At 31.1% G+C, this 20,394-nt stretch carries 20 protein-coding genes and 2 riboswitches; of the genes, 16 read left to right on the forward strand and 4 right to left on the reverse strand.

Features of this window, described 5'->3' with window-relative positions; all coding sequences use genetic code 11:
- Nucleotides 1-161: 161 nt before the first annotated feature.
- From ribD to B3Z56_RS03240, 12 genes are all read left to right on the forward strand, one after another.
- The gene (gene ribD / locus B3Z56_RS03185; RefSeq protein WP_346878232.1) at nt 162-1,271 is read left to right on the forward strand and encodes a bifunctional diaminohydroxyphosphoribosylaminopyrimidine deaminase/5-amino-6-(5-phosphoribosylamino)uracil reductase RibD; all 1,110 of its coding nucleotides are present in this window, start codon (nt 162-164) and stop codon (nt 1,269-1,271) included.
- Nucleotides 1,256-1,912: a riboflavin synthase gene (locus B3Z56_RS03190; protein ID WP_346847809.1), complete on the forward strand. Its 657-nt coding sequence runs from the start codon at nt 1,256-1,258 to the stop codon at nt 1,910-1,912. Before ribD ends, B3Z56_RS03190 begins: the two co-directional genes overlap by 16 nt.
- Before the next feature lie 27 nt (nt 1,913-1,939).
- Nucleotides 1,940-3,142: a bifunctional 3,4-dihydroxy-2-butanone-4-phosphate synthase/GTP cyclohydrolase II gene (locus B3Z56_RS03195; protein WP_346847538.1), complete on the forward strand. Its 1,203-nt coding sequence runs from the start codon at nt 1,940-1,942 to the stop codon at nt 3,140-3,142.
- 54 nt (nt 3,143-3,196) lie between these two features.
- Complete coding sequence (ribE, locus tag B3Z56_RS03200; protein WP_035133799.1) at nt 3,197-3,658, forward strand: 6,7-dimethyl-8-ribityllumazine synthase; 462 nt, start codon at nt 3,197-3,199, stop codon at nt 3,656-3,658.
- A gap of 262 nt (nt 3,659-3,920) precedes the next feature.
- Nucleotides 3,921-4,029, forward strand: a riboswitch (TPP riboswitch).
- Between the two features lie 72 nt (nt 4,030-4,101).
- On the forward strand, nt 4,102-4,743 hold the full coding sequence (gene thiE / locus B3Z56_RS03205; protein ID WP_346847537.1) for a thiamine phosphate synthase: 642 nt from the start codon (nt 4,102-4,104) through the stop codon (nt 4,741-4,743).
- A gap of 82 nt (nt 4,744-4,825) precedes the next feature.
- Nucleotides 4,826-5,605, forward strand: a complete 780-nt coding sequence (gene thiD, locus B3Z56_RS03210; RefSeq protein ID WP_346878233.1) for a bifunctional hydroxymethylpyrimidine kinase/phosphomethylpyrimidine kinase — start codon at nt 4,826-4,828, stop codon at nt 5,603-5,605.
- A gap of 510 nt (nt 5,606-6,115) precedes the next feature.
- Nucleotides 6,116-7,843 (forward strand): ABC transporter substrate-binding protein, encoded by a 1,728-nt coding sequence (locus B3Z56_RS03215; RefSeq protein ID WP_346847535.1) that lies wholly within the window; start codon nt 6,116-6,118, stop codon nt 7,841-7,843.
- A gap of 77 nt (nt 7,844-7,920) precedes the next feature.
- Nucleotides 7,921-8,904, forward strand: coding sequence for an ABC transporter permease (locus B3Z56_RS03220; RefSeq protein ID WP_346847534.1), 984 nt, complete (start codon nt 7,921-7,923; stop codon nt 8,902-8,904).
- 14 nt (nt 8,905-8,918) lie between these two features.
- The gene (gene opp4C / locus B3Z56_RS03225; RefSeq protein WP_150844738.1) at nt 8,919-9,836 is read left to right on the forward strand and encodes an oligopeptide ABC transporter permease; all 918 of its coding nucleotides are present in this window, start codon (nt 8,919-8,921) and stop codon (nt 9,834-9,836) included.
- Between the two features lie 9 nt (nt 9,837-9,845).
- Nucleotides 9,846-10,868 (forward strand): oligopeptide/dipeptide ABC transporter ATP-binding protein, encoded by a 1,023-nt coding sequence (locus B3Z56_RS03230; protein ID WP_150844737.1) that lies wholly within the window; start codon nt 9,846-9,848, stop codon nt 10,866-10,868.
- Entirely contained in the window at nt 10,846-11,835 is a 990-nt protein-coding gene (locus B3Z56_RS03235; RefSeq protein WP_346847533.1) for a dipeptide ABC transporter ATP-binding protein, read from the forward strand. Before B3Z56_RS03230 ends, B3Z56_RS03235 begins: the two co-directional genes overlap by 23 nt.
- A gap of 28 nt (nt 11,836-11,863) precedes the next feature.
- On the forward strand, nt 11,864-12,055 hold the full coding sequence (locus B3Z56_RS03240) for a hypothetical protein (protein ID WP_035133786.1): 192 nt from the start codon (nt 11,864-11,866) through the stop codon (nt 12,053-12,055).
- A gap of 136 nt (nt 12,056-12,191) precedes the next feature.
- Here the strand turns inward: B3Z56_RS03240 and B3Z56_RS03245 are convergent, their stop codons facing one another.
- The gene (locus B3Z56_RS03245; RefSeq protein ID WP_346878234.1) at nt 12,192-12,965 is read right to left on the reverse strand and encodes an ECF transporter S component; all 774 of its coding nucleotides are present in this window, start codon (nt 12,963-12,965) and stop codon (nt 12,192-12,194) included.
- A 204-nt stretch (nt 12,966-13,169) separates the two neighbouring features.
- Here B3Z56_RS03245 and B3Z56_RS03250 point away from each other — a divergent pair, with 204 nt between their 5' ends.
- Together B3Z56_RS03250 and B3Z56_RS03255 are read left to right on the forward strand one after the other, a co-directional pair.
- Nucleotides 13,170-14,558 carry a PLP-dependent aminotransferase family protein gene (locus B3Z56_RS03250; RefSeq protein WP_346847531.1) on the forward strand — a complete coding sequence of 463 codons (1,389 nt, stop codon included), beginning with the start codon at nt 13,170-13,172 and terminating at the stop codon, nt 14,556-14,558.
- A 119-nt stretch (nt 14,559-14,677) separates the two neighbouring features.
- Nucleotides 14,678-15,532 (forward strand): DegV family protein, encoded by an 855-nt coding sequence (locus tag B3Z56_RS03255; protein WP_346876574.1) that lies wholly within the window; start codon nt 14,678-14,680, stop codon nt 15,530-15,532.
- 186 nt (nt 15,533-15,718) lie between these two features.
- Here B3Z56_RS03255 and B3Z56_RS03260 read toward each other — a convergent pair whose 3' ends face one another.
- On the reverse strand, nt 15,719-16,645 hold the full coding sequence (locus B3Z56_RS03260; RefSeq protein ID WP_346878235.1) for a hypothetical protein: 927 nt from the start codon (nt 16,643-16,645) through the stop codon (nt 15,719-15,721).
- A gap of 197 nt (nt 16,646-16,842) precedes the next feature.
- Between B3Z56_RS03260 and B3Z56_RS03265 the strand changes: the two genes are divergently transcribed.
- Both B3Z56_RS03265 and B3Z56_RS03270 read left to right on the forward strand, forming a co-directional pair.
- The gene (locus B3Z56_RS03265) at nt 16,843-16,986 is read left to right on the forward strand and encodes a hypothetical protein (protein ID WP_156964350.1); all 144 of its coding nucleotides are present in this window, start codon (nt 16,843-16,845) and stop codon (nt 16,984-16,986) included.
- 131 nt (nt 16,987-17,117) lie between these two features.
- A riboswitch (THF riboswitch) is annotated at nt 17,118-17,213 on the forward strand.
- Nucleotides 17,214-17,270: 57 nt separating this feature from the next.
- Entirely contained in the window at nt 17,271-17,837 is a 567-nt protein-coding gene (locus tag B3Z56_RS03270; protein ID WP_035133778.1) for a folate family ECF transporter S component, read from the forward strand.
- A 150-nt stretch (nt 17,838-17,987) separates the two neighbouring features.
- Here the strand turns inward: B3Z56_RS03270 and B3Z56_RS03275 are convergent, their stop codons facing one another.
- Nucleotides 17,988-19,415 carry an alanine/glycine:cation symporter family protein gene (locus B3Z56_RS03275; protein ID WP_346878397.1) on the reverse strand — a complete coding sequence of 476 codons (1,428 nt, stop codon included), beginning with the start codon at nt 19,413-19,415 and terminating at the stop codon, nt 17,988-17,990.
- Between the two features lie 305 nt (nt 19,416-19,720).
- Nucleotides 19,721-20,143: a hypothetical protein gene (locus B3Z56_RS03280; RefSeq protein WP_346878236.1), complete on the reverse strand. Its 423-nt coding sequence runs from the start codon at nt 20,141-20,143 to the stop codon at nt 19,721-19,723.
- Nucleotides 20,144-20,394: the final 251 nt, after the last annotated feature.

Consider the following 20,394-nt stretch of genomic DNA (forward strand, 5'->3'; position numbering starts at 1 on the left):
TATATATATATATTTCAGAGATTTTTTATTTTATGATTAATATTAAGTTTTTAATATTAATTATAAAACAAACTAAAATTTACTAGAAATATGAATAAAAATTTAGCCCCAGGGTATTATACTTGGGGCTTTTATTTTATTTAAATAAGGATGTGATTTTAATGGATGAAAATTATATGAGATTGGCTTTGACATTAGCAGAGAAGGGACGGGGAAGGGTTAATCCTAATCCAATTGTAGGTGCTGTAATTGTTAAAAATGGAACTATTATTGGTGAAGGATATCATCAGGTCTATGGACATAACCATGCGGAGGTTAATGCTTTTAAATATGCTAAAGAAGATACTTTGGGAGCAACTCTTTATGTGACCTTAGAGCCCTGTTCTCATCATGGGAAAACACCACCTTGTGTAGATAAAATCATAGAGAAAAAAATAAAGAGAGTAGTAATTGGAGCTTTAGATCCAAACCCATTAGTGGCGGGGAGAGGAGTTGAAAAGCTTAGAGACTCTGGAATAATTGTAGATATAGGTGTTTTAGAAAAGGAATGTATTGCCTTAAATGAAATATTTATGAAGTATATTTCTACAAAGAAACCCTTTGTAATCATGAAAACTGCCATGTCACTAGATGGTAAGATAGCTACTCAATATGGGGAATCAAAGTGGATAACTGGAGAAGCTTCAAGAAAAAATGTGCATAATTTGAGAAATGACCTTATGGGAATAATGGTTGGAGCTAATACGGTTATTAAGGATAATCCAGAGTTGACTTGTAGGGTACTAGGAGGGAAAAACCCTATAAGAATAATTTTAGATAGCTCTCTTAGAATTCCTTTAAATTCTAAAGTTATAGAGGATAAGAAGGCAAGAACTATTATAGTAACTACGGAAAAAGCTTCAAAGGAAAAAATATCTATTTATACTGAGAGGGGTGTAGAGGTAATGGTCATTCCTTCTAAAGAAGAAAAAGTCAATTTGGAGATATTAATGGAGACTTTAGGTGAAATTAACATTGATAGTATTCTTCTTGAAGGAGGGGGAACCTTAAACTTCGAAGCCCTAAAAGCTGGAATAGTAGATAAAATTCAAATTTACATTGCACCAAAATTTATTGGAGGAGAAAGGTCTAAAACTCCAGTAGAGGGAATGGGAATAAAAGTTCTAGAAGAAGCCTATGGAGTAGAGAGTATAAGGGTAGATACTATAGGAGAAGATATTTTAATAGAAGGATACATGAAGGAGAGATGGAAGCCTTGTTTACAGGAATAGTTGAAGAGGTAGGAGAAATTAGAGGAATAAAAAAGGGAGAAAAATCTTCCATACTTTCAATTAAAGCTAATAAAGTTATTGAGGATGTAAAGTTAGGACATAGTATTTGTACCAATGGAGTATGCTTAACAGTAACAAATATATATGGAAATATATTTGATGCTGATGTTATGGCTGAAACTTTAAGAAGAAGTAATTTAGGGGAATTAAAGGTTGGAAGTAAAGTAAATTTAGAAAGAGCCTTAAGTGCTAAAGGAAGATTTGGAGGACATATAGTAAGTGGACATATAGATGGCGTTGAGAAAATTGTTTCCCTGGAAAAGGAAGATAATGCAATATGGGTTACCATAGAGGCTAAGGAAAACATTTTACAGTATATAGTTGAAAAAGGTTCTATTGCCATTGATGGAATAAGTCTTACTGTGGCCTATGTAGATGATAAGGTATTTAAAGTATCTGTAATTCCACATACTGGAAAAGAAACTATATTATTGTCTAAAACCAGTGAAGATACTGTAAATCTTGAATGTGATGTTATAGGTAAATATGTAGAAAAACTTTTAACATTTCAAAGTGGTAAAAAAGTAGAAAAAAAAGATTCCATTAATGAAGACTTTCTTAAAGAAAATGGATTCTTATAAGATTAAATAAAATAGGGAGGGTTAAACATGTCAGAATTTTACACGATTGAAGAAGCAATTAAGGATATTAAAGAAGGGAAGATGGTTATAGTTATTGATGATCCCGATAGAGAAAATGAGGGAGATTTATTAATGGCTGCTGAAAAGGTTACTCCAGAAGCTATAAATTTTATGGCTAAATTTGGGAGAGGTCTTATATGTATGCCATTGGAGGGAGAAAGACTTAGAGATTTAAAAATTGAGCCCATGGTTGAAAAAAATACAGATAATCATGAAACTGCATTTACAGTATCCGTAGATCATATTAGTACAACTACAGGAATATCTGCCTACGAGAGAGCTTTAACTATTCAGAAGATTTTAGATGAAGATAGCATAGGAAAAGACTTTAGAAGACCAGGGCATATTTTTCCTCTACAAGCTAGAGATGGAGGTGTATTAAAAAGAGTAGGACATACTGAGGCAGCAGTGGATTTAGCCAAAATGGCAGGTTTAAAGCCAGCAGGAGTAATTTGTGAAATTATGAGTGAAGATGGAACTATGGCTAGAACTGAGGAACTTTTAGAGTTAGGTAAACTACATAATATTAAAGTAATAACTATAGCAGATTTAGTAAGATATAGAAGAAAGACAGAAATACTAGTAGAAATGGCAGCAGCAATAGATATGCCTACAAAATACGGGAATTTTAAAATGTATGGTTTTATTAATAAATTGAATGGTGAACATCATGTGGCATTAGTTAAAGGAGAAATTGATGAGAATAAACCAATTCTAACAAGACTTCATTCTGAATGCTTAACAGGAGACGTTCTTGGATCTAATAGATGTGATTGTGGAGAGCAATTGGCAGAAGCTTTAAGGAGAATTGAAGAAGAAGGCTGCGGGATACTTTTATATATGCGACAAGAGGGAAGAGGCATAGGACTTATAAATAAATTAAAGGCCTACGATTTACAAGACCATGGATATGATACAGTAGAGGCAAATATTAAACTTGGATTTCCAGCAGACCTTAGAGATTATGGAATAGGAGCTCAAATTCTTAGAGAGTTAGGAGCTAAAAAACTTAGACTTATGACTAATAATCCCAAGAAAATTAAAGGATTAGATGGATATGATATTGAGGTGGTAGAGAGAGTGCCAATCCAAATCAATTACAATAAAGATAATGAATTTTATTTAAAAACTAAACAAAATAAAATGGACCACATACTTAGTTACCAGTAATACTCTAAATCTATGGTTTAGTATAAATTATAATATAATCTAGGAGGAATAATGATGAAAATATTTGAAGGAAATTTAGTTGCGCAAGGATTAAGAGTTGGGATAGTAGTAGGAAGATTTAATGAGTTTATTGTATCTAAACTTTTAGGTGGAGCAATTGATGGACTTAAAAGACATGGAGTAGAAGAAGATAATATTGAAGTGGCATGGGTGCCAGGAGCTTTTGAATTACCACTGGTAGCAAAAAAAATGGCTCAAAATGAAAATTATGATGCAATTATATGCCTTGGAGCAGTTATTAAGGGCTCTACACCACATTTCGATTACGTTTGTGCTGAGGCTTCAAAAGGAATAGCATCAGTATCTCTTAGTACAGAGAAACCAGTTATTTTTGGAGTTTTAACAACGGACACTATAGAGCAGGCTATAGAAAGAGCCGGAACTAAAGCAGGTAATAAGGGCTACGATGCAGCAGTAACAGCTATAGAAATGGCAAATTTATTAAAAAGTTTCTAATTAAAAGTTTGATTATGAAAATATAATAAAATTATTTAATTTAATAGTCAGTATATGATAAAATTACCTATAAAGATATATAAATAGCTATATATTTTTATAGGGAAATAGTTATAGATATAACTATTTTAATATTTAACTATTTAAATAGTTGCTTTATTCATGCGGAGTTTAGATGATTTCTCATTTAAAGGGTGTAATTAAATTACACAGAAAGCAGAGAAAATTGACAAAAGATGTAATCAATGCTATGCTTTAAGAAATTAAATATTTAGGGAGCTTGTATAACAGGCTGAGAGGAAGCAAAAGGTAGCTTCGACCTATAACCTGATTTGGATAATGCCAACGTAGGGAATTACATTAAAAATATTAATGGGACATACTATTTGGTATGTCCCATATTTTTTTGGATTCTACAAAATTCTGTTAAGGAAGTGTATGAAATGAGTATAAGTAAAAGTCAAATGAAGTTATATGTAGTAACGGATAGAAGTTGGTTAGATGGAAAATTGTTTACTGAAGAAATCGAAAAAACTTTACAAGGAGGAGCTACATTAATTCAGCTAAGAGAAAAAAATTTATTCTATGATGAATTTCTAAAGGAAGGAAAAGAGATAAAGAAGATTACAGATAAATATAATATTCCTTTAATTATTAATGATAATGTGGAAATAGCTATGAATATTGATGCATCTGGGGTTCATATAGGTCAAAGTGATATGGATGCAGCAGAAGTGAAAAAGCGGATAGGAAAAGATAAAATTTTAGGAGTTACAGCAAAAACTGTGGAACAAGCTATTAAAGCAGAAAAAGATGGGGCAAGTTATATTGGAGTTGGAGCAGCTTTTTCAACTTCAACTAAATTAGATACTAGAGTAATAACCTTTGAAACAATTAAAAATATATGTAAATCTGTAACTATACCAGTGGTGGCTATTGGAGGTATAGATGAGAATAATATTATGAACCTAAAAGGCTTAGGAATACATGGAGTTGCTTTAGTATCTTCAATATTTTCTAAAGAAGATGTGCTATTAGCAACAAAACAAATGTTAGAGTTAACTGAATGTATGTTAACTCAATAGAATAGACATGGGAAATAGGTGTGCATTTTAGATGGAAAATACTTTATAGAATATATACATTGATAGAGGGGATTGATTTATAATGAAAAAGATACTTACAATAGCAGGATCAGATTGCAGTGGAGGAGCTGGAATACAAGCAGATATAAAAACTATCGTAGCCCATAAAATGTATGCAATGAGTGCTATAACAGCCTTAACAGCACAAAATACCACTGGAGTTTATGATGTTTTAAATGTAACAAGAGAGTTTTTAAGTAAAGAAATCCATTGCATTATGAAAGATATTTTCCCCGATGCCATTAAGATAGGAATGGTATCCTCTAAGGATATTATTCAAGAGATTGTTGAAAGATTATTAGAATATAAGGCTAAAAATATTGTAGTTGATCCAGTTATGATATCTACCAGTGGAAGTAGACTTCTTTCAGAGGATGCCATGGAAGCTTTGATTACAAAACTTTTACCTATAGCTGATGTGATTACTCCTAATATTCCTGAAGCAGAATGTATTTGTGGATTTAAGATTTTAAGTAAAAAAAATATGATAGAAGCAGCTGAAAAAATTTCAAAGGAATATAAAGGGAAAATTCTTATTAAAGGAGGTCACTTAGAAAATAGTGCTGATGATTTATTATATAAAGATGGGAAAATTACTTGGTATCATGAAGAAAAAATAGATAATTCCAATACCCATGGAACAGGTTGCACCTTATCATCTTCCATAGCTTGTAATTTAGCAGCAGGTTACGGCATAGATGAAAGCATTTTAAGGGCAAAAAAATATATAACCGGTGCTTTAAGGGATAATTTAAATATTGGAAAAGGGAATGGACCTCTAAATCACTGTTGGAATTTGTAATAATAGTAATTATATACTTATTAAGTTGTTTCAGTTAATTTACAATAAATATAAAATTTTAATATATGAATAATATGTAAAGGTAGAGACTGTTTTAAAAAACAGTCTCTTATTTTTTTACGAAGATAAAATAATGTATGTAAATTCCATATATATAATATTATGAAGGTATTGTATTTAACGAAATATTAGAATACCGAATATTTTTAAATTCTAAACAATATAAAGAAAATTCTGAAAATTTCCAAAAAAGTATTTACAAAAGTAAAAAATATATGTATTATTATGATAATGAATTTACAAAACTGTAATATATATATTTAAAAGCAATAAATATACAATATATGAAATTAAATACATGAAATAAAAATGCAATGATAAGCCTAATTAAAAGCTAAATTAAATCTAAAATTGTATTAACTATGGGGATAGGAATTTATACAAGTATATATTTTTAAAATATATCTTTGTATTTATTTATAACTTAATTATTTTAAGGGGGAATAGATTTTGAAGAAAAGAAAATTAATGGCCTTGATGTTGTCAAGTATTTTAGCTTTTTCATTAGTTGGATGTGGTGATAAAGAGAAAAAAGAAGACACATCAAAGGATACACCAAAAACTGAAGAAGCAGAGAAGAAAATTGGGGGTACTTTAGTTGCTGGAATAACAGAGGCATCTGGTAACTTTAACCCAGGATATTATTCATCTGCCTATGATGCTACTATAATTGACATGATATTTGATTCACTTATTACAATGGATGTTAATGGAGATTATCAACCATCAGCAGCTGAAAGTTGGGAATTTTCAGACGATGCCAAGGAAATAACCTTCAAATTGAAGAAGGATATGACTTTCTCTGATGGTGAAAAGGTAACAGCAGATGACGTTGTTTTCACTTATCAATTTTTATCAGACAAATCTTATACTGGTAGATATGGATCTGTTGTTAAGGATTTAGCTGGATATAACGAATATTCAAAGGGTAAGACTGAAGAGTTCAAAGGGGTAGTTGCATTAGATGAATATACAGTTAAATTTAGTTTTGCTGAGCCACTAAGAACAAATCTTGCTAACTGTAATATGGCAATCATGCCAGAACATTATTATGGTGCAAATTGGAAGGTTGGAGATACATCATCTATAGAAGCTATAACAACAAAACCAATTGGTTCAGGTCCTTATACTTTAGAAAAATTCCAGGAAAAAGAATTTGTATCTCTAAAGAGAAATCCAAACTATTATGGTGAAGGATATTTTATTGAAAATATAGTATGTAAATTTGTTGATCAAACTACTGATATAGTTGAATTGACATCTCAAGAGGTAGATTTACTTCCAGGAGTTATTGAGCCAGAGAAAATAAATGAAGCTAAGTCTAAGGATTTCATGACTTTCAATAGTTATGATAGAAGTGGATATGGTTACACTAAATTTAACTGTGAATCAGGTCCAACAGCAGATAAAAAAGTACGTCAAGCATTATATTATGGTTTTAACATTAAAGAATTTGTAAATAGCTATTATAAAGACGAAGCAACTGGAGATGTACTTGCATCAGTTCAATACCATCCATTCTCTCAAGTTTCTTGGGGTATTGATGATAAATTGGTTAGTGAAATGACTGAGTATGATTTTGATTTAGATAAAGCTAAGTCTTTATTAGATGAAGCAGGCTGGAAGGTTGGTTCAAGTGGATATCGTGAAAAGGATGGAAAGGTTATGGAGCTTAATGTAGCTGCCATGCCAGAACATGATATTTTAAATACTCTTATTCCAATGTGGCAAAGAGACTGGGGCGAAGGTTTAAAAATTAAACTTAATATAGCATATCTTGAGTTTAATACATTATTAGATTACGTTATCTATAACTCTGATGAAAACGTAGATAAATGGAGTATATACTTCATGGCAACTTCTATAACTACACCAGACCCACATAGTTTATATTCTGAAATCCACTCAGATTATATTGGTACTGGTAAAGATAATACAGCTAGATATAGTAATCCAGAAGTGGATAAATTGTTAGATGAAGCTAAGAGTATTGTAGATAAGGAAGAGGCAAAACCTTATTATAATAAAATAGCTAAAATCCTTAATGAGGATGCACCTATAGTTCCTGTATATGCAAATACTTATTTTGACATGTATAACAAGAAAATAAAAGGCCTAGAAACAAGCCCATTCTGTGATTGGGTAAAAGCATTAAAACATGCTTATATAGAAGAATAATTTTAAATTTCATATAGGCTATTGGCGCCCTGTATAAAATTGCAGGGCGTTATTAAAATAAGTTTAGGGGTGATGAAATGTTAAAGTTTTTAGGCAAAAGATTACTCAATTTAATCCCAGTTATGCTAATAATAACAATAATATTATTTATATTATTACAACTAATGCCTGGAGATCCAGTTAGTGCATATTTAGGACAAGGTTCTAAGACTACTCCAGAGCAGCAACAAATGATTAGAGAGCAATTAGGATTAGATAAAGGACCTGTTACACAATATTTTAATTGGTTGGGAAGAACTTTAAAAGGAGATTTTGGTTCTTCATTAAAATTTAGAAAACCTGTAAGTGATGTTATAGGAGATTACATTTGGAATACATTTATATTAAATATAGTATCTATGGTATTGGCCTTTGCAATTGCAATTCCAGTAGGAATAAAATCTGCAGTAAAGAAATATGGAGTATTTGATAATTTTTGGACTGTGTTTTCTTTAGTTGGAGTAGGAATGCCTTCATTTTTCTTTGCACTACTTATGATTTTCTTTATAGCAGTACCGAGTAATGGAGCAATACCACTTAATGGTATGAGAACTCCAGTAATGGCAGCTGTTGGTTATGATAGCTTCATGGCTGAAGTAATAGACGTAGCTAAACATATGATTTTACCAGTAATAATTTTAACTATTTTAAGTCTGGCTGGACTTATAAGATACGTTAGAAATAGTGTTATTGAAGTAATTAATCAAGATTATATTAGAACAGCACGTTCTAAAGGATTAAAAGAGAAGGTAGTTATTTATCGTCATGCCTTTAGAAATGCATTAATACCAATAGTAACTCTTGTAGGAATGTATATTCCATCTCTCTTTGGAGGAGCAATATTATTAGAAACAGTACTTCTTTGGCCAGGAATTGGAAATATACTATATACATCAGTTATGGGTAGAGATATTTGGGTTGTAATGGCAGCTAATACATTCTATGCAGTCCTAATGGTTTTAGGAAATCTGGTATCAGATATGTCCTATGCATTGGTAGATCCTAGAGTAAAAGTAGAATAGGAGGTTAGTTTATTATGTTAGAAGTAAAAAAGGCTAAGGCTGAAAAAAAGAAACAAGACCTTCAAGCTATGGGACCATGGAGGGTTGCATGGGAGCGATTTAGAAAGAATAAAATAGCTCTTGCAGGTGGTATAGTATTTGGGATTATAGTTTTACTAGTAATATTAGTTCCTATAATATCACCTTATAATTTAAATGAGTTTGAACTTGTTAATAAAGTTAAACCACCATCAGCAAAGCATTGGCTTGGAACTGATGAACAGGGTAGAGATGTACTTATGAGAGTATTTTATGGTGGAAGGATATCTATGTTTATTGGAGTTGTCACTGCAGGTATAACCGTACTCATTGGTGCTACTATAGGTGGAATTGCAGGATACTATGGTGGATGGGTAGATAACATTCTTATGCGTTTTACAGAAGTAGTTAGCTCACTTCCATTTATGCCATTAATGATATCCTTGTCCTTTGCATTGATGTGGAGGGTAAGTAGTACCCAGAAGATGTATGTGGTTATGTTTATTCTAGCCATAATATCTTGGCCAGGTCTTGCTAGAATGGTTAGGGGACAAATTTTATCTCTTAGAGAACAAGATTTTATAGTAGCTACAAAGGCATTAGGTATATCTAATAGATCTAAGATAGTAAGACATCTTTTACCTAATACCCTTGCATATATCATAGTTAATGCTACTCTTGGAATGGCAGGTGCAATTTTAACAGAGGCAGGACTTTCTTTCCTAGGATTAGGAGTAATTCCACCAACACCAACTTGGGGAAATATGATTGAAAGAGCTAGAGACTCATTTATATTTACGAATAATCCATGGCTTTGGATACCGCCTGGAATTTTAATCATATTAACCGTTGTTAGTATAAATCTTCTTGGTGAGGGCTTAAGAGATGCCTTTGATCCAAAAGAGATAAGGTAGGTGTGATATATGGAAAATTTATTAGAAGTAAGAGATTTAAAAACATATTTTTATACAGATAATGGTATTGTAAAAGCTGTAGATGGAGTTTCCTTTGATGTAGAACCAGGAAAAACTCTTGGTATAGTTGGAGAATCTGGTTGTGGTAAAAGTATAACATCAATGTCTATTTTAAAGCTTATAGATAAACCAGGTAAGATTGTAGATGGGACTATTAAATTTGATAGTAAAGATATAGTACCCATGGAGGATAAGGATATAAGAAAAGTTAGGGGAAATGATATATCTATGATATTCCAGGAGCCTATGACTTCTTTAAATCCTGTATTTAGAATAGAAGATCAGATAATGGAAGCAGTAATGCTTCACCAAGGGTTAGATAAAAAGGAAGCAAGGAAAATTGCTATTGATATGCTCGCCTTTGTTGGAATACCAAGGCCAGAGCAAGTGGCAAGAGATTATCCACATCAATTAAGTGGTGGAATGCGTCAAAGAGTTATGATAGCTATGGCTCTTGCATGTAGGCCCAAATTACTAATTGCTGATGAGCCTACTACTGCTCTTGATGTAACAATACAAGCTCAGATACTAACACTAATGAATGATTTAAAGGAAAAAACCAATACAGCTATAATGCTAATTACCCATGATTTAGGAGTAATAGCTCAAATGGCAGATCATGTAATTGTTATGTATTCTGGAAAAGTAGTTGAATCAGCTCCAATTAAAGAACTTTTTGATAATCCAAAGCATCCTTATACTAAGGGACTTTTAGCATCAATACCAAGTCTAGATCAAGATAAGGAAAGACTATACTCTATAGATGGAGTAGTACCAAATCCATTTCACCTTCCTGAGGGATGTTATTTTGAACCAAGATGTGAATTTGCAAAGGCTGAATGTAAATGCAAGATGCCTGCTATAACTAATATTTCAGATGAACATCAGGTAAGATGCTTCCTATATAATGAAGCAATAGATGAGAAACATCATAAAGAGGAGGGAATCCATGATGGAAAAGGAAAGAAATAAGATTATTGAAATAAGAAATCTTAAAAAATATTTCCCGGTTAAGGGTAAATCTGCCACTGGAGAGAAACTCTGTGTAAAAGCTGTGGACAATGTTTCCTTTGAAATATATGAAGGGGAAACTTTAGGGTTAGTTGGAGAATCAGGATGTGGAAAATCTACATTAGGTAGAACATTAATAAAGCTCTATGAACCAACTGGAGGAGAAATTCTATATAGAGATCAAAATATTGTAAAATATAATGAAAAAAAGATGAAACCTTTAAGACAGGATATGCAAATTATATTTCAAGATCCATATAGTTCTTTAAATCCAAGACTGAATGTACATTCAATTGTTAGTGAAGCTTTAGTAGAGCATAAGCTATATAAGAAAGGTGAAGAACTTAATAAAAGAGTATTAGAAATAGTTGAACAGTGTGGACTTTCTCCATACCATATATATAGATATCCTCACCAGTTTTCTGGTGGACAAAGACAACGTATAGGAATAGCAAGAGCCTTAGCATTACAACCCAAATTTGTAGTATGTGATGAACCAGTATCAGCTCTTGACGTTTCTATTCAATCACAGATACTTAATCTTATGATGGATTTACAAGAAAAAATGGGATTGGCATATTTATTTATATCCCATGACCTAAGTGTAGTAAAGCATATTAGCGATAGAGTTGGGGTAATGTATCTAGGTTCTATAGTAGAGTTAGCAGATAAGGAAGATTTATATAATAATCCAATACATCCATACACAAGAGCGTTACTAGCAGCTATACCTGTAGCAAATCCAGAGTATAAAAGTGATATGAGTATAATAAAAGGTGAAATTCCAAGTAATGTTAACCTACCTAAGGGTTGTAAATTTAATACTAGATGCCCTTTTGCTAAGGAGATATGTAAGGAACAGGTACCAGAAACTAGAGAAATAGAAAAGGGACACTTCTGTGCTTGTCATTTTGCAGGAGAGATATAGTAAAGGACATAAAAGGAGATGATATGCTATGAAGATGAAAGAGGCATATAAAGTAGTATTTAAGAAAAGAGAAGTAAATCCCGAGATGATTGGTAAAGTAGAGCTAGAGAAAAATGATTTACTAGCCCTAGTTTTAGCAACAGCATCGGTGATTGTCCCAGTTTTATTGATTGTATTTGCAGTAATTGCACTTATAATATTTATCATGTTTTATAGGTAGTATGAATAATCCCCATCTACTCTATAATATAGTCAAGGCTTAGTATAGGCCTTGACTTTTTTTGTTATTTATATAACAAAAAAGAACCCTGATAATCAAATACCAGAGTCCATATGTGAAATTATTGGTTAGCAAATTACAAATTAACTTTTTTATTTGATAGTGATTTAGATAATGGAACATATAGGGCAACAGCTACAAAGATTGAGAAGGATCCATTTATAAGTGTTGCAGGTAAACTCACAGCAGAACTTAATATTGCCGGTAGGAATCCACTTCCAACAAGAAGTAATTTAAATACTCCAAATAAAAACTCACCAACTAAATTAAAGGCTATACCAGCTACAGCACCTAATACTGCATATTGAATTTCAATAGATAATTTTTTTGCAAAAGTACATACCAAAGCTAAGCCTAACCCAAGAATAAGAGAAAAAATATATAATACTGGATTAATTACTAGTTTTTTCTCGATACCTGTTACTACAATTTCATTGCCTAAAGAAGTAGCAGTAAAGAATAGCACTATACCAATTAGGATTAAAATTCCAGAAGCAATGCTTATCCACTTTATAGGTGACTTTGCATTTTTATTTTCCCCTCTTGCAGCAACACATCCTACAATTGCTCCAATACCAAATTTCAAAATCACAGTTTTAGGAACGCTTGATGCATAACCATTCATTAAGTCAAATAAGCCCATACCTATAGAGCCAGAAAGACCACCAATGGTACCAGTGAACAATAATGCTGATAATATAACAAACATATTTCCCATATGCAAGAATGGATTTCCTACAGGAGAGGGAATAGGTATCTTAAAAAATAATGCCACGTAGCATAAAGCAGCAAAAAGTCCAATTAGAACCATGGTACGAGTAGAAATTTTAGAGTGTGTTTTAGTTTCCATTAATATACCTCCATACTATTGATTTAAATTATTATAAATAAGTTGCATAATAACAAATTTAGAAAATAAGTAATGTGAAGTTATTATCTTCTTTTAGAATTAATTGAATATTTTGGTGTCTTTATATATAATATACATTGGGTTTGTCATTGTTGAAATACACAAAATACATAATTTTAATAGGGACAGTTGGAGGAGAAGTTTATGAATGAAGTTAAAAGAGATATAATTAATCCAAAGGATTCACCAAATACACCATTATATATTCAGCTATATAATCATTATAGAAACCTGATTTCCTCAGGAACTCTAAAGGCTGAAAGTAAGCTTCCGTCTATACGTAGATGTGCAAAAGAGCGAATGATAAGTCGGACAACGGTTGAAGCTGCTTATTTGCAGTTAGTAGCTGAAGGGTATGTTACATCTCGGCCTGGAAGTGGCTTTTTTGTAAGTGAATTAAATTATAAAGATATCCAAAGGGTAGAAAAATTACAACATAATAAATACATAATACAAAGCCAACCATTATATGACTTTGCTACCTATGCAGTAGATTATAAGAGTTTTGATTTCGATTTGTGGAGTAGATACATAAAAAGTGCACTTCGTAATGAAGAAAGGCTTTTATCCTATGGTGATCCACAAGGAGAATATGATTTAAGAGTAGCGTTATCCAAGTACGTAGCTGATAGAAGGGGAGTGATTTGTACTCCGGAGCAGATAGTAGTTGGAGCAGGTGTGCAAAGTTTATTACAAATATTGTGTTCATTAACAGGAGTTAGATCGCCTATATCTTTTACAGGAGCTAGTTTTGAACAGGGACAGGCTGTATTTGAAGATAGAGGGTTTAAAATTTTAACCTATAAGAATATTAATAGAGATTTATCTAAATTTAAGGAGGATAAAATTAAAATGATTTATACATCACCTTCTCATATAACGCCTTGGGGTGATGTAATGCCAATACAAATTAGATTAGCATTATTAGCCTTTGCACAAAGAGAAGATTGTTTAATAATTGAAGATGATTATGATAGTGAGTTCAGATATTATACTCGTCCAGTACCGTCTTTACAAGGGTTAGATGGAGGAGATAAGGTAGTATATATGGGAACGTTTTCACGATTATTAATGCCGTCCTTAAGAATTAGTTTTATGGTACTATCTAAAGAATTAACAGAAGTATATGAAAGAAGAGGGCGAGTATACAATCAAACAGCATCAAAAACTGAACAAATTGCTTTAAGTAAATTTATTAGTGATGGTCATCTTGGAAGACAAATTAGGAAAGCTAGAAAGTTGTATATGGCTAAAAGTCAACAACTCTGTATAGCAATAAATAATGTATTTGAAGAGAAAGCAACAGCTATACCAGGTTCAGGGGGATTTTTAGTACAACTAGAAGTAAAAAGTAGCTTATCTTCAAAAGAACTAGCAAAACGAGGTGCAGATGTAGGTGTCTTACTACGTACCTTTGAAGCAGAAGAAGAGAATGATTATCCTAGATTATTGCTATCTTGCTCGGGAGTTGCTGAAGAAAATTTTCAAGACGCTTTAAGACTATTAAAAAAAGAATTCTTCAAGAAAAAATAGCCATAAATTACATGATAATTATGCTCATAATTTTTTTGAGTTTTTGTTGTATTGAGAAGTAATAGATGATATAATCCGAATACACTTTTATTATTAAAGTGTATTCAGGAGGGTATATCATGAAAAATAATATAACAATAGTATGTGATAGTTCTGTAGATTTAACTGCAGAATTTATGAGAGAGAGAAGTATAGAATTTCTATCACTGTTAGTTGATTTAAATGGACATGTATATAAGGATAAGGTAGATTTATCAAATAAAGAATTTTATGAAGCTATAAAGCATAAAGAAACTACAGTTAAAACTTCACAAGTTACTCCTTATGAGTTTCAAGAATTTTTTAAGAAAGAATTAGAATGTGGGAATAAGGTTATTTGTCTTACTTGTTCTGGCAAATTATCTGGTACAAATAGCTCAGCCAATATAGCAAAGATGCATTTAGAAGAGGGGAGTGAAAATATTTTTGTTGTAGATACACTTGTAGCATCTGGGGGCTTTGGATATTTAGTTACTGTAGCAGCAGACATGAGAGATAAAGGATATACGGTAGATAAAATTTTAGATGAAATAAATGACTTAGTAGGAAGATTAGAAACTTTAATTGTAATGGAAACTGTAGACATGTTAAAACGGGGAGGAAGAATATCTACAGGAAAAGCTATTGTAAGTCATGTTCTTGGAATTAAGCCAATTATAACAGTGAAAGATGGGGCTCTTGAACCTTGTGGAAAGGCAAGAGGTATAAATAAGGCTTTAAAACATGCAATAGATATAATGAAAACTAGAGAGATAGATCCTCAATATGATATAGTTGTTTCTCATGCAAATGATTTAGAAGCTGCAAATCAAACAGTTAAGTTAATAGAAGCTGAACTAGGCATAAATAAAATACTTATCAATGAAATTGGTACAGCAGTTGGTACACATTCAGGGGCAGGTGCAATAGCTATATTTTATATAAAGAATAAATAACAAAAAAATCTCATGGGTATAAACTCATGAGATTTTATTTTAGTGAAGTTTATACAATTAGTGCCTATAGCGTGAAATACTATTATATTTATCATAAGGCATGATAATTTTTAAGGACTAAAAGTCTAAGAAATTTAATAATGCCATCAAAACATTAAGAACTCTACTTATAGTAATATGACGCTTTTACATGCAAATACTTAATGGAATGATTTCGAGAGCAGGCCCATTTATATTAGTTATAAATTCCCCAGGAATTAAAAACCCATTATTGTTTAAGAAGTGAAAATATGGAATGAAAGAATTGAGAAGTTTTGTATAGTAGGAATCTAAGCCTGTTTTTCTAAGCATTCCAATGCTTTCAGAAGGAGTGTAAGCCACCTTGGATACTTTACCAAGTATACAACAATCACAAGAGGCATCATCATATATATAAGAATGTTTCGATGTATATGTGGAATTTATAGGTAAAACACAGTTAATTCCTAAGCAGTTAATTATTATATCAAAAGTAGCTCCTTTATTTAATTCTTTCTGTATGGTTTTTAGTAATTCACATATCATTGTATAGGTTAATGGGCCGATATGTTTAGTATCAAATAGATTATCCAAATGTGAAGTTCCATAATTGTTTAATATAAATATGCAGTTATCTATGCAGTTAGAAATAGTATTAACTTCTAAACATCCTGTTAAATCTACGTAATCTCCAGAATAAATATTATTAATTGAAGGGCTTGAATTATTAATATATTTTATAACCCCCAAGGTATTCATTTTATTTCTTAAATTATTGTAATAGCTAAAAGAAGCATATACTCTTTTTAGAGTTACATCATTTCTATCAAAATTTCTGCCCTCTAAATATCTAAAAATATCACCATAATTGTAACAGCTATTGCCTATGACTGTATTATCATCCTTATCACCTTTGGTGTTTTTATAGTCATTGGAGCATTGGCTTTTATTATTATGTTGATATCTTCCTGTAACAGTGTTATCGCTAATTTGCTTGATGGTTATACTTTCAAAATATCCATCAATTAGTATTGAGGATAGATTTTGAATTTCATCTTGATTTAGATATACTGGTGTATATAATTCAGTTGGCATTTTATATCTATCCTATTATTGATATATAGTTAATATATTATAAATTCATATTAATGTGAATATTAGAGAGGAAAATGTATGTTAAATAAATTGCATTAGAATTATCGATGGAACTTAGATTAATTATAGAAAATGTTAATTAAAGTACACATATTTCTTATACAAATGCTAATACTATCTGAACAGGAGGTGATATTATGCAATCATTCAATGAATATAAATTTGCAAATGTAACAGATGAAGAAAGAAGAAGGTTAACTGATCTTGAACAAAGTATGTCAAAGGATGAAAATAGTAAAATAGTTTTAATAGCCTATGAGAACAAAAGTGCCGAGAGTTAATCTCGGCTTTATTTAGGTTCAGTAATTAAATCTATATTTATATATTTGTGTGGATAATATTTGTATATTTGTATATATAATTTAAAAAAATATGTGAAAAAGAATTTAAGTATGATATACTATGATTATGAGGCAGATTAGAAGTTCGTGCGTTAAGTGCTGGGTGAACAGGGAATTGTCACCAGACGAAAAGGAAACTTGCGGTACTTACTTCGATTCCCACTGCTACATATTAATAGGAATTCTCCTTTTTTATGTAGCTATTATAAAAAGGAGGTTTTTTTATGATTTTTTCAGAAAAAAAAGATGACATGCTGAGTTTATTAAAGGAGTCCTCAGCACATTTAAAAAAGACTTCATCATTAACTGGACTAGCGTTAATTGCAGCCATTAACATTATTCTTGGATCATTATCTATTCAATTAAGCCCTATTCTTAAGATTGGATTTTCCTTTATTGCAGTAGGAATAAGTGCTTTGTTTTATGGACCTGTTGCCACTGGATTTGTAGGAGTAGTTACAGATGTAATTAAGTATATGATACGCCCTAATGGTCCGTTTTTCATTGGATTTACTTTCAATGAATTCCTAGGTGGTTTTATAACAGGTTTAATATTATATAAAAAGCCTGTAAGTATAAAGCGAATTTTTATTACTAGATTAGTAATAATGATTGTAATAAACCTAGTACTTACACCAATATGGTTATCCATTATGTATGGAAAAGGAATATTTGTAGCTTACTCAGTACGTATAGTTAAAAGTCTTATTCTGTTACCTATAGAAACTATAGTTTTATATAGTGTATTAAAAACAGCTGAAAAGACAAGAAGAGTTCCAAGTTTTAAATAACATATAGAAATGTACCTTGATATTCTTTTAAATTCCCTTAAAAGAATATCAAGGTTTTAATTTTTTATAATTAAAGTACATATTAATTGTTAGATTTAAACCAAAAGACCCAATTAACTATTAAACAGTTAATTGAGTCTTAAATTTATATTAACCTATTTCTTCGTCAGCTATATCATTGTTATCATTCCAAGCCTCAGTATTTTTAAGCCCTGGAATTGTTGATGACTTAAAAATAGGGTCTTTGCCAGCTTTTTTCTGACGAGAGTAGTCATCAAGAGCAGCAAATGCATATTTTCCAAGGAATAATATAGCTATTAGATTTATAACTGCCATGAAAGCCATGAATAAATCTGCTAGATTCCATACCAAGTCTATAGAAGCTTGGGAACCAATAAATACAGTAAGAACGACAAAGGATCTAAATATATTAAGTATCCCTTTATTATTACTTATGAACTCAATGTTAGTTTGTCCGTAGTAATAGTTACCTACTATAGAGCTAAAAGCAAACAAGAAAGTACATATAGCCAAGAAATAAGTTCCAATAACGACTCCAATTTGTGAACTAAGTGCACTTTGAGTAAGTTCAATACCCGTTAAAGTAGTGCCTGAATAATTACCGGAAATTAACACAATGAAGGCTGTACATGAACAGATTACTATTGTATCAGTAAAAACACCTAGGGTTTGAGTAAGGCCTTGCTTTACAGGGTGAGAAACTGTTGCTGTAGCTGCTGCATTAGGTGCGCTACCCATACCGGCTTCATTAGAGAACAGTCCTCTTTTAATACCTTGCATTATTGTGAATCCAATGCCACCAGCTGCAAATTGTTTTATACCAAAAGCGTGTTCAAATATTAATACAAATATACTAGGAATAGTTTTGAAGTTAAGGACTATAACTATAATTGCAACTAAAATATAAGCAGTTGCAAAGATTGGAACTATAACCTCTGAAACCTTGGCAATTCTCTTAACCCCACCAAAGATTACTAGGGCTGTTAAAACTGATAAAAGTATACCCATTATTACAGGATTAATACCAAAGGAATTTGTAAAGGCTAAAGTTGTTGTATTAGATTGAGCTGCATTAAATACTAGTCCAAAGCATAAAGTAGTTAAGATGGCAAAAATTGTACCAAGCCAGCGCTTACCTAGCCCTCTTTCAATGTAGTAGGCAGGTCCCCCTAAAAAGTTTCCATCCTTGTCTTTAGTTTTATAAATTTGAGCAAGGGTACTTTCTACAAAGCTTGAAGCACCTCCAATTAAAGCAATAAGCCACATCCAAAATACTGCACCAGGACCACCAGCTGCCACAGCCATGGCAACACCTGCAATATTACCAGTACCAACTCTAGAAGCTGTACTTATACAAAAGGCTTGGAAGGATGAAACTCCATCTTTATTATCTTGATCATTAGGCATTAAAAGTCTAAACATTTCTTTGAAAAATCTAAATTGAACAAACTTTGTTCTAAATGAGAAGTAGATTCCTACTCCAATAAGTAAAACAATAAGTACGTAAGACCACATAAAGGTGTTAACAGTGTTAACCTTGTCAGTTAAAAAATTCATAAAATTAATTAATACATCTTTTGTAGAAATTAAAAAATCCATAACTCATCTCCTTATCTAATTTTTTTATTTAATTATAAAAGTTTATGAAAAATTACAATAATTCTTAAAATACAAGAATTATAGGAAATAAAATTCCCGAATAATTTATCGTATTATTTATATATTATATGGAACTACAAAGAAAATCAATAATATTTGTTGAAAATTAAATTTAATTAAAGATAAATGTAAAAAAGTTAAATGTTAAGAAAAAACTACCAGTAAATAATTCATACTGATAGTCTGTGGAATTGTATTAGGTTTTAGCTTTTCATTTTAAACTCATAGAAACATCGCTTACAAGTAACAGTAATTTTCCCTTTACCTCTAGGTAATCTAAGCTTTTGTCCACACTTTGGACATTTAACTATTTTATAATTTTTCTTTTCATTAAACCATCTTTTGAAATTACTAAAAATAGGAGCACAATCACCAAAATGGAACACAGGTAGGTTGCTAGGAATTGCTTTATTAAATTTACTTAAAAATCTGTTGGCATACATACAAAATTTTCTATGTTCTTGCTCACGTTTTTCAACATTTCTTGAGAAAACTCTGTATAATGCATAAAATAAAATAACTCCCGCTAAAAGACGAGTAATAGAAAATAAATTTAATATAGATGATACTAGAATAAGAAATAATGAAAATAAGTCAATTCCATAGGATTCGTTGAAAAAATTCATTTGATCACCTCTTAATATATTATAACTAATTGTTATTGAAACATTAAAATATCAAAATATGTTTTAAATATATAATTTCTACATATCTCTTGTACTATATTATAGTACAAGAGGACAACTTATTTAAAGTGATTTATGAGGAAAGAATTTTAATATTTTATGAAATAGGATTTTTAAAAGGTTAAATATTTATTATATCTATGATATAGATTTGAAGATTAGTCAATTAAAGTATGGAACTTGGTTAAAAT

Origin of the sequence: Clostridium sp. UBA7791 (assembly GCF_002480755.1) — a bacterium.
Classification (GTDB): Bacteria; Bacillota; Clostridia; order Clostridiales; family Clostridiaceae; genus Clostridium_J; species Clostridium_J sulfidigenes.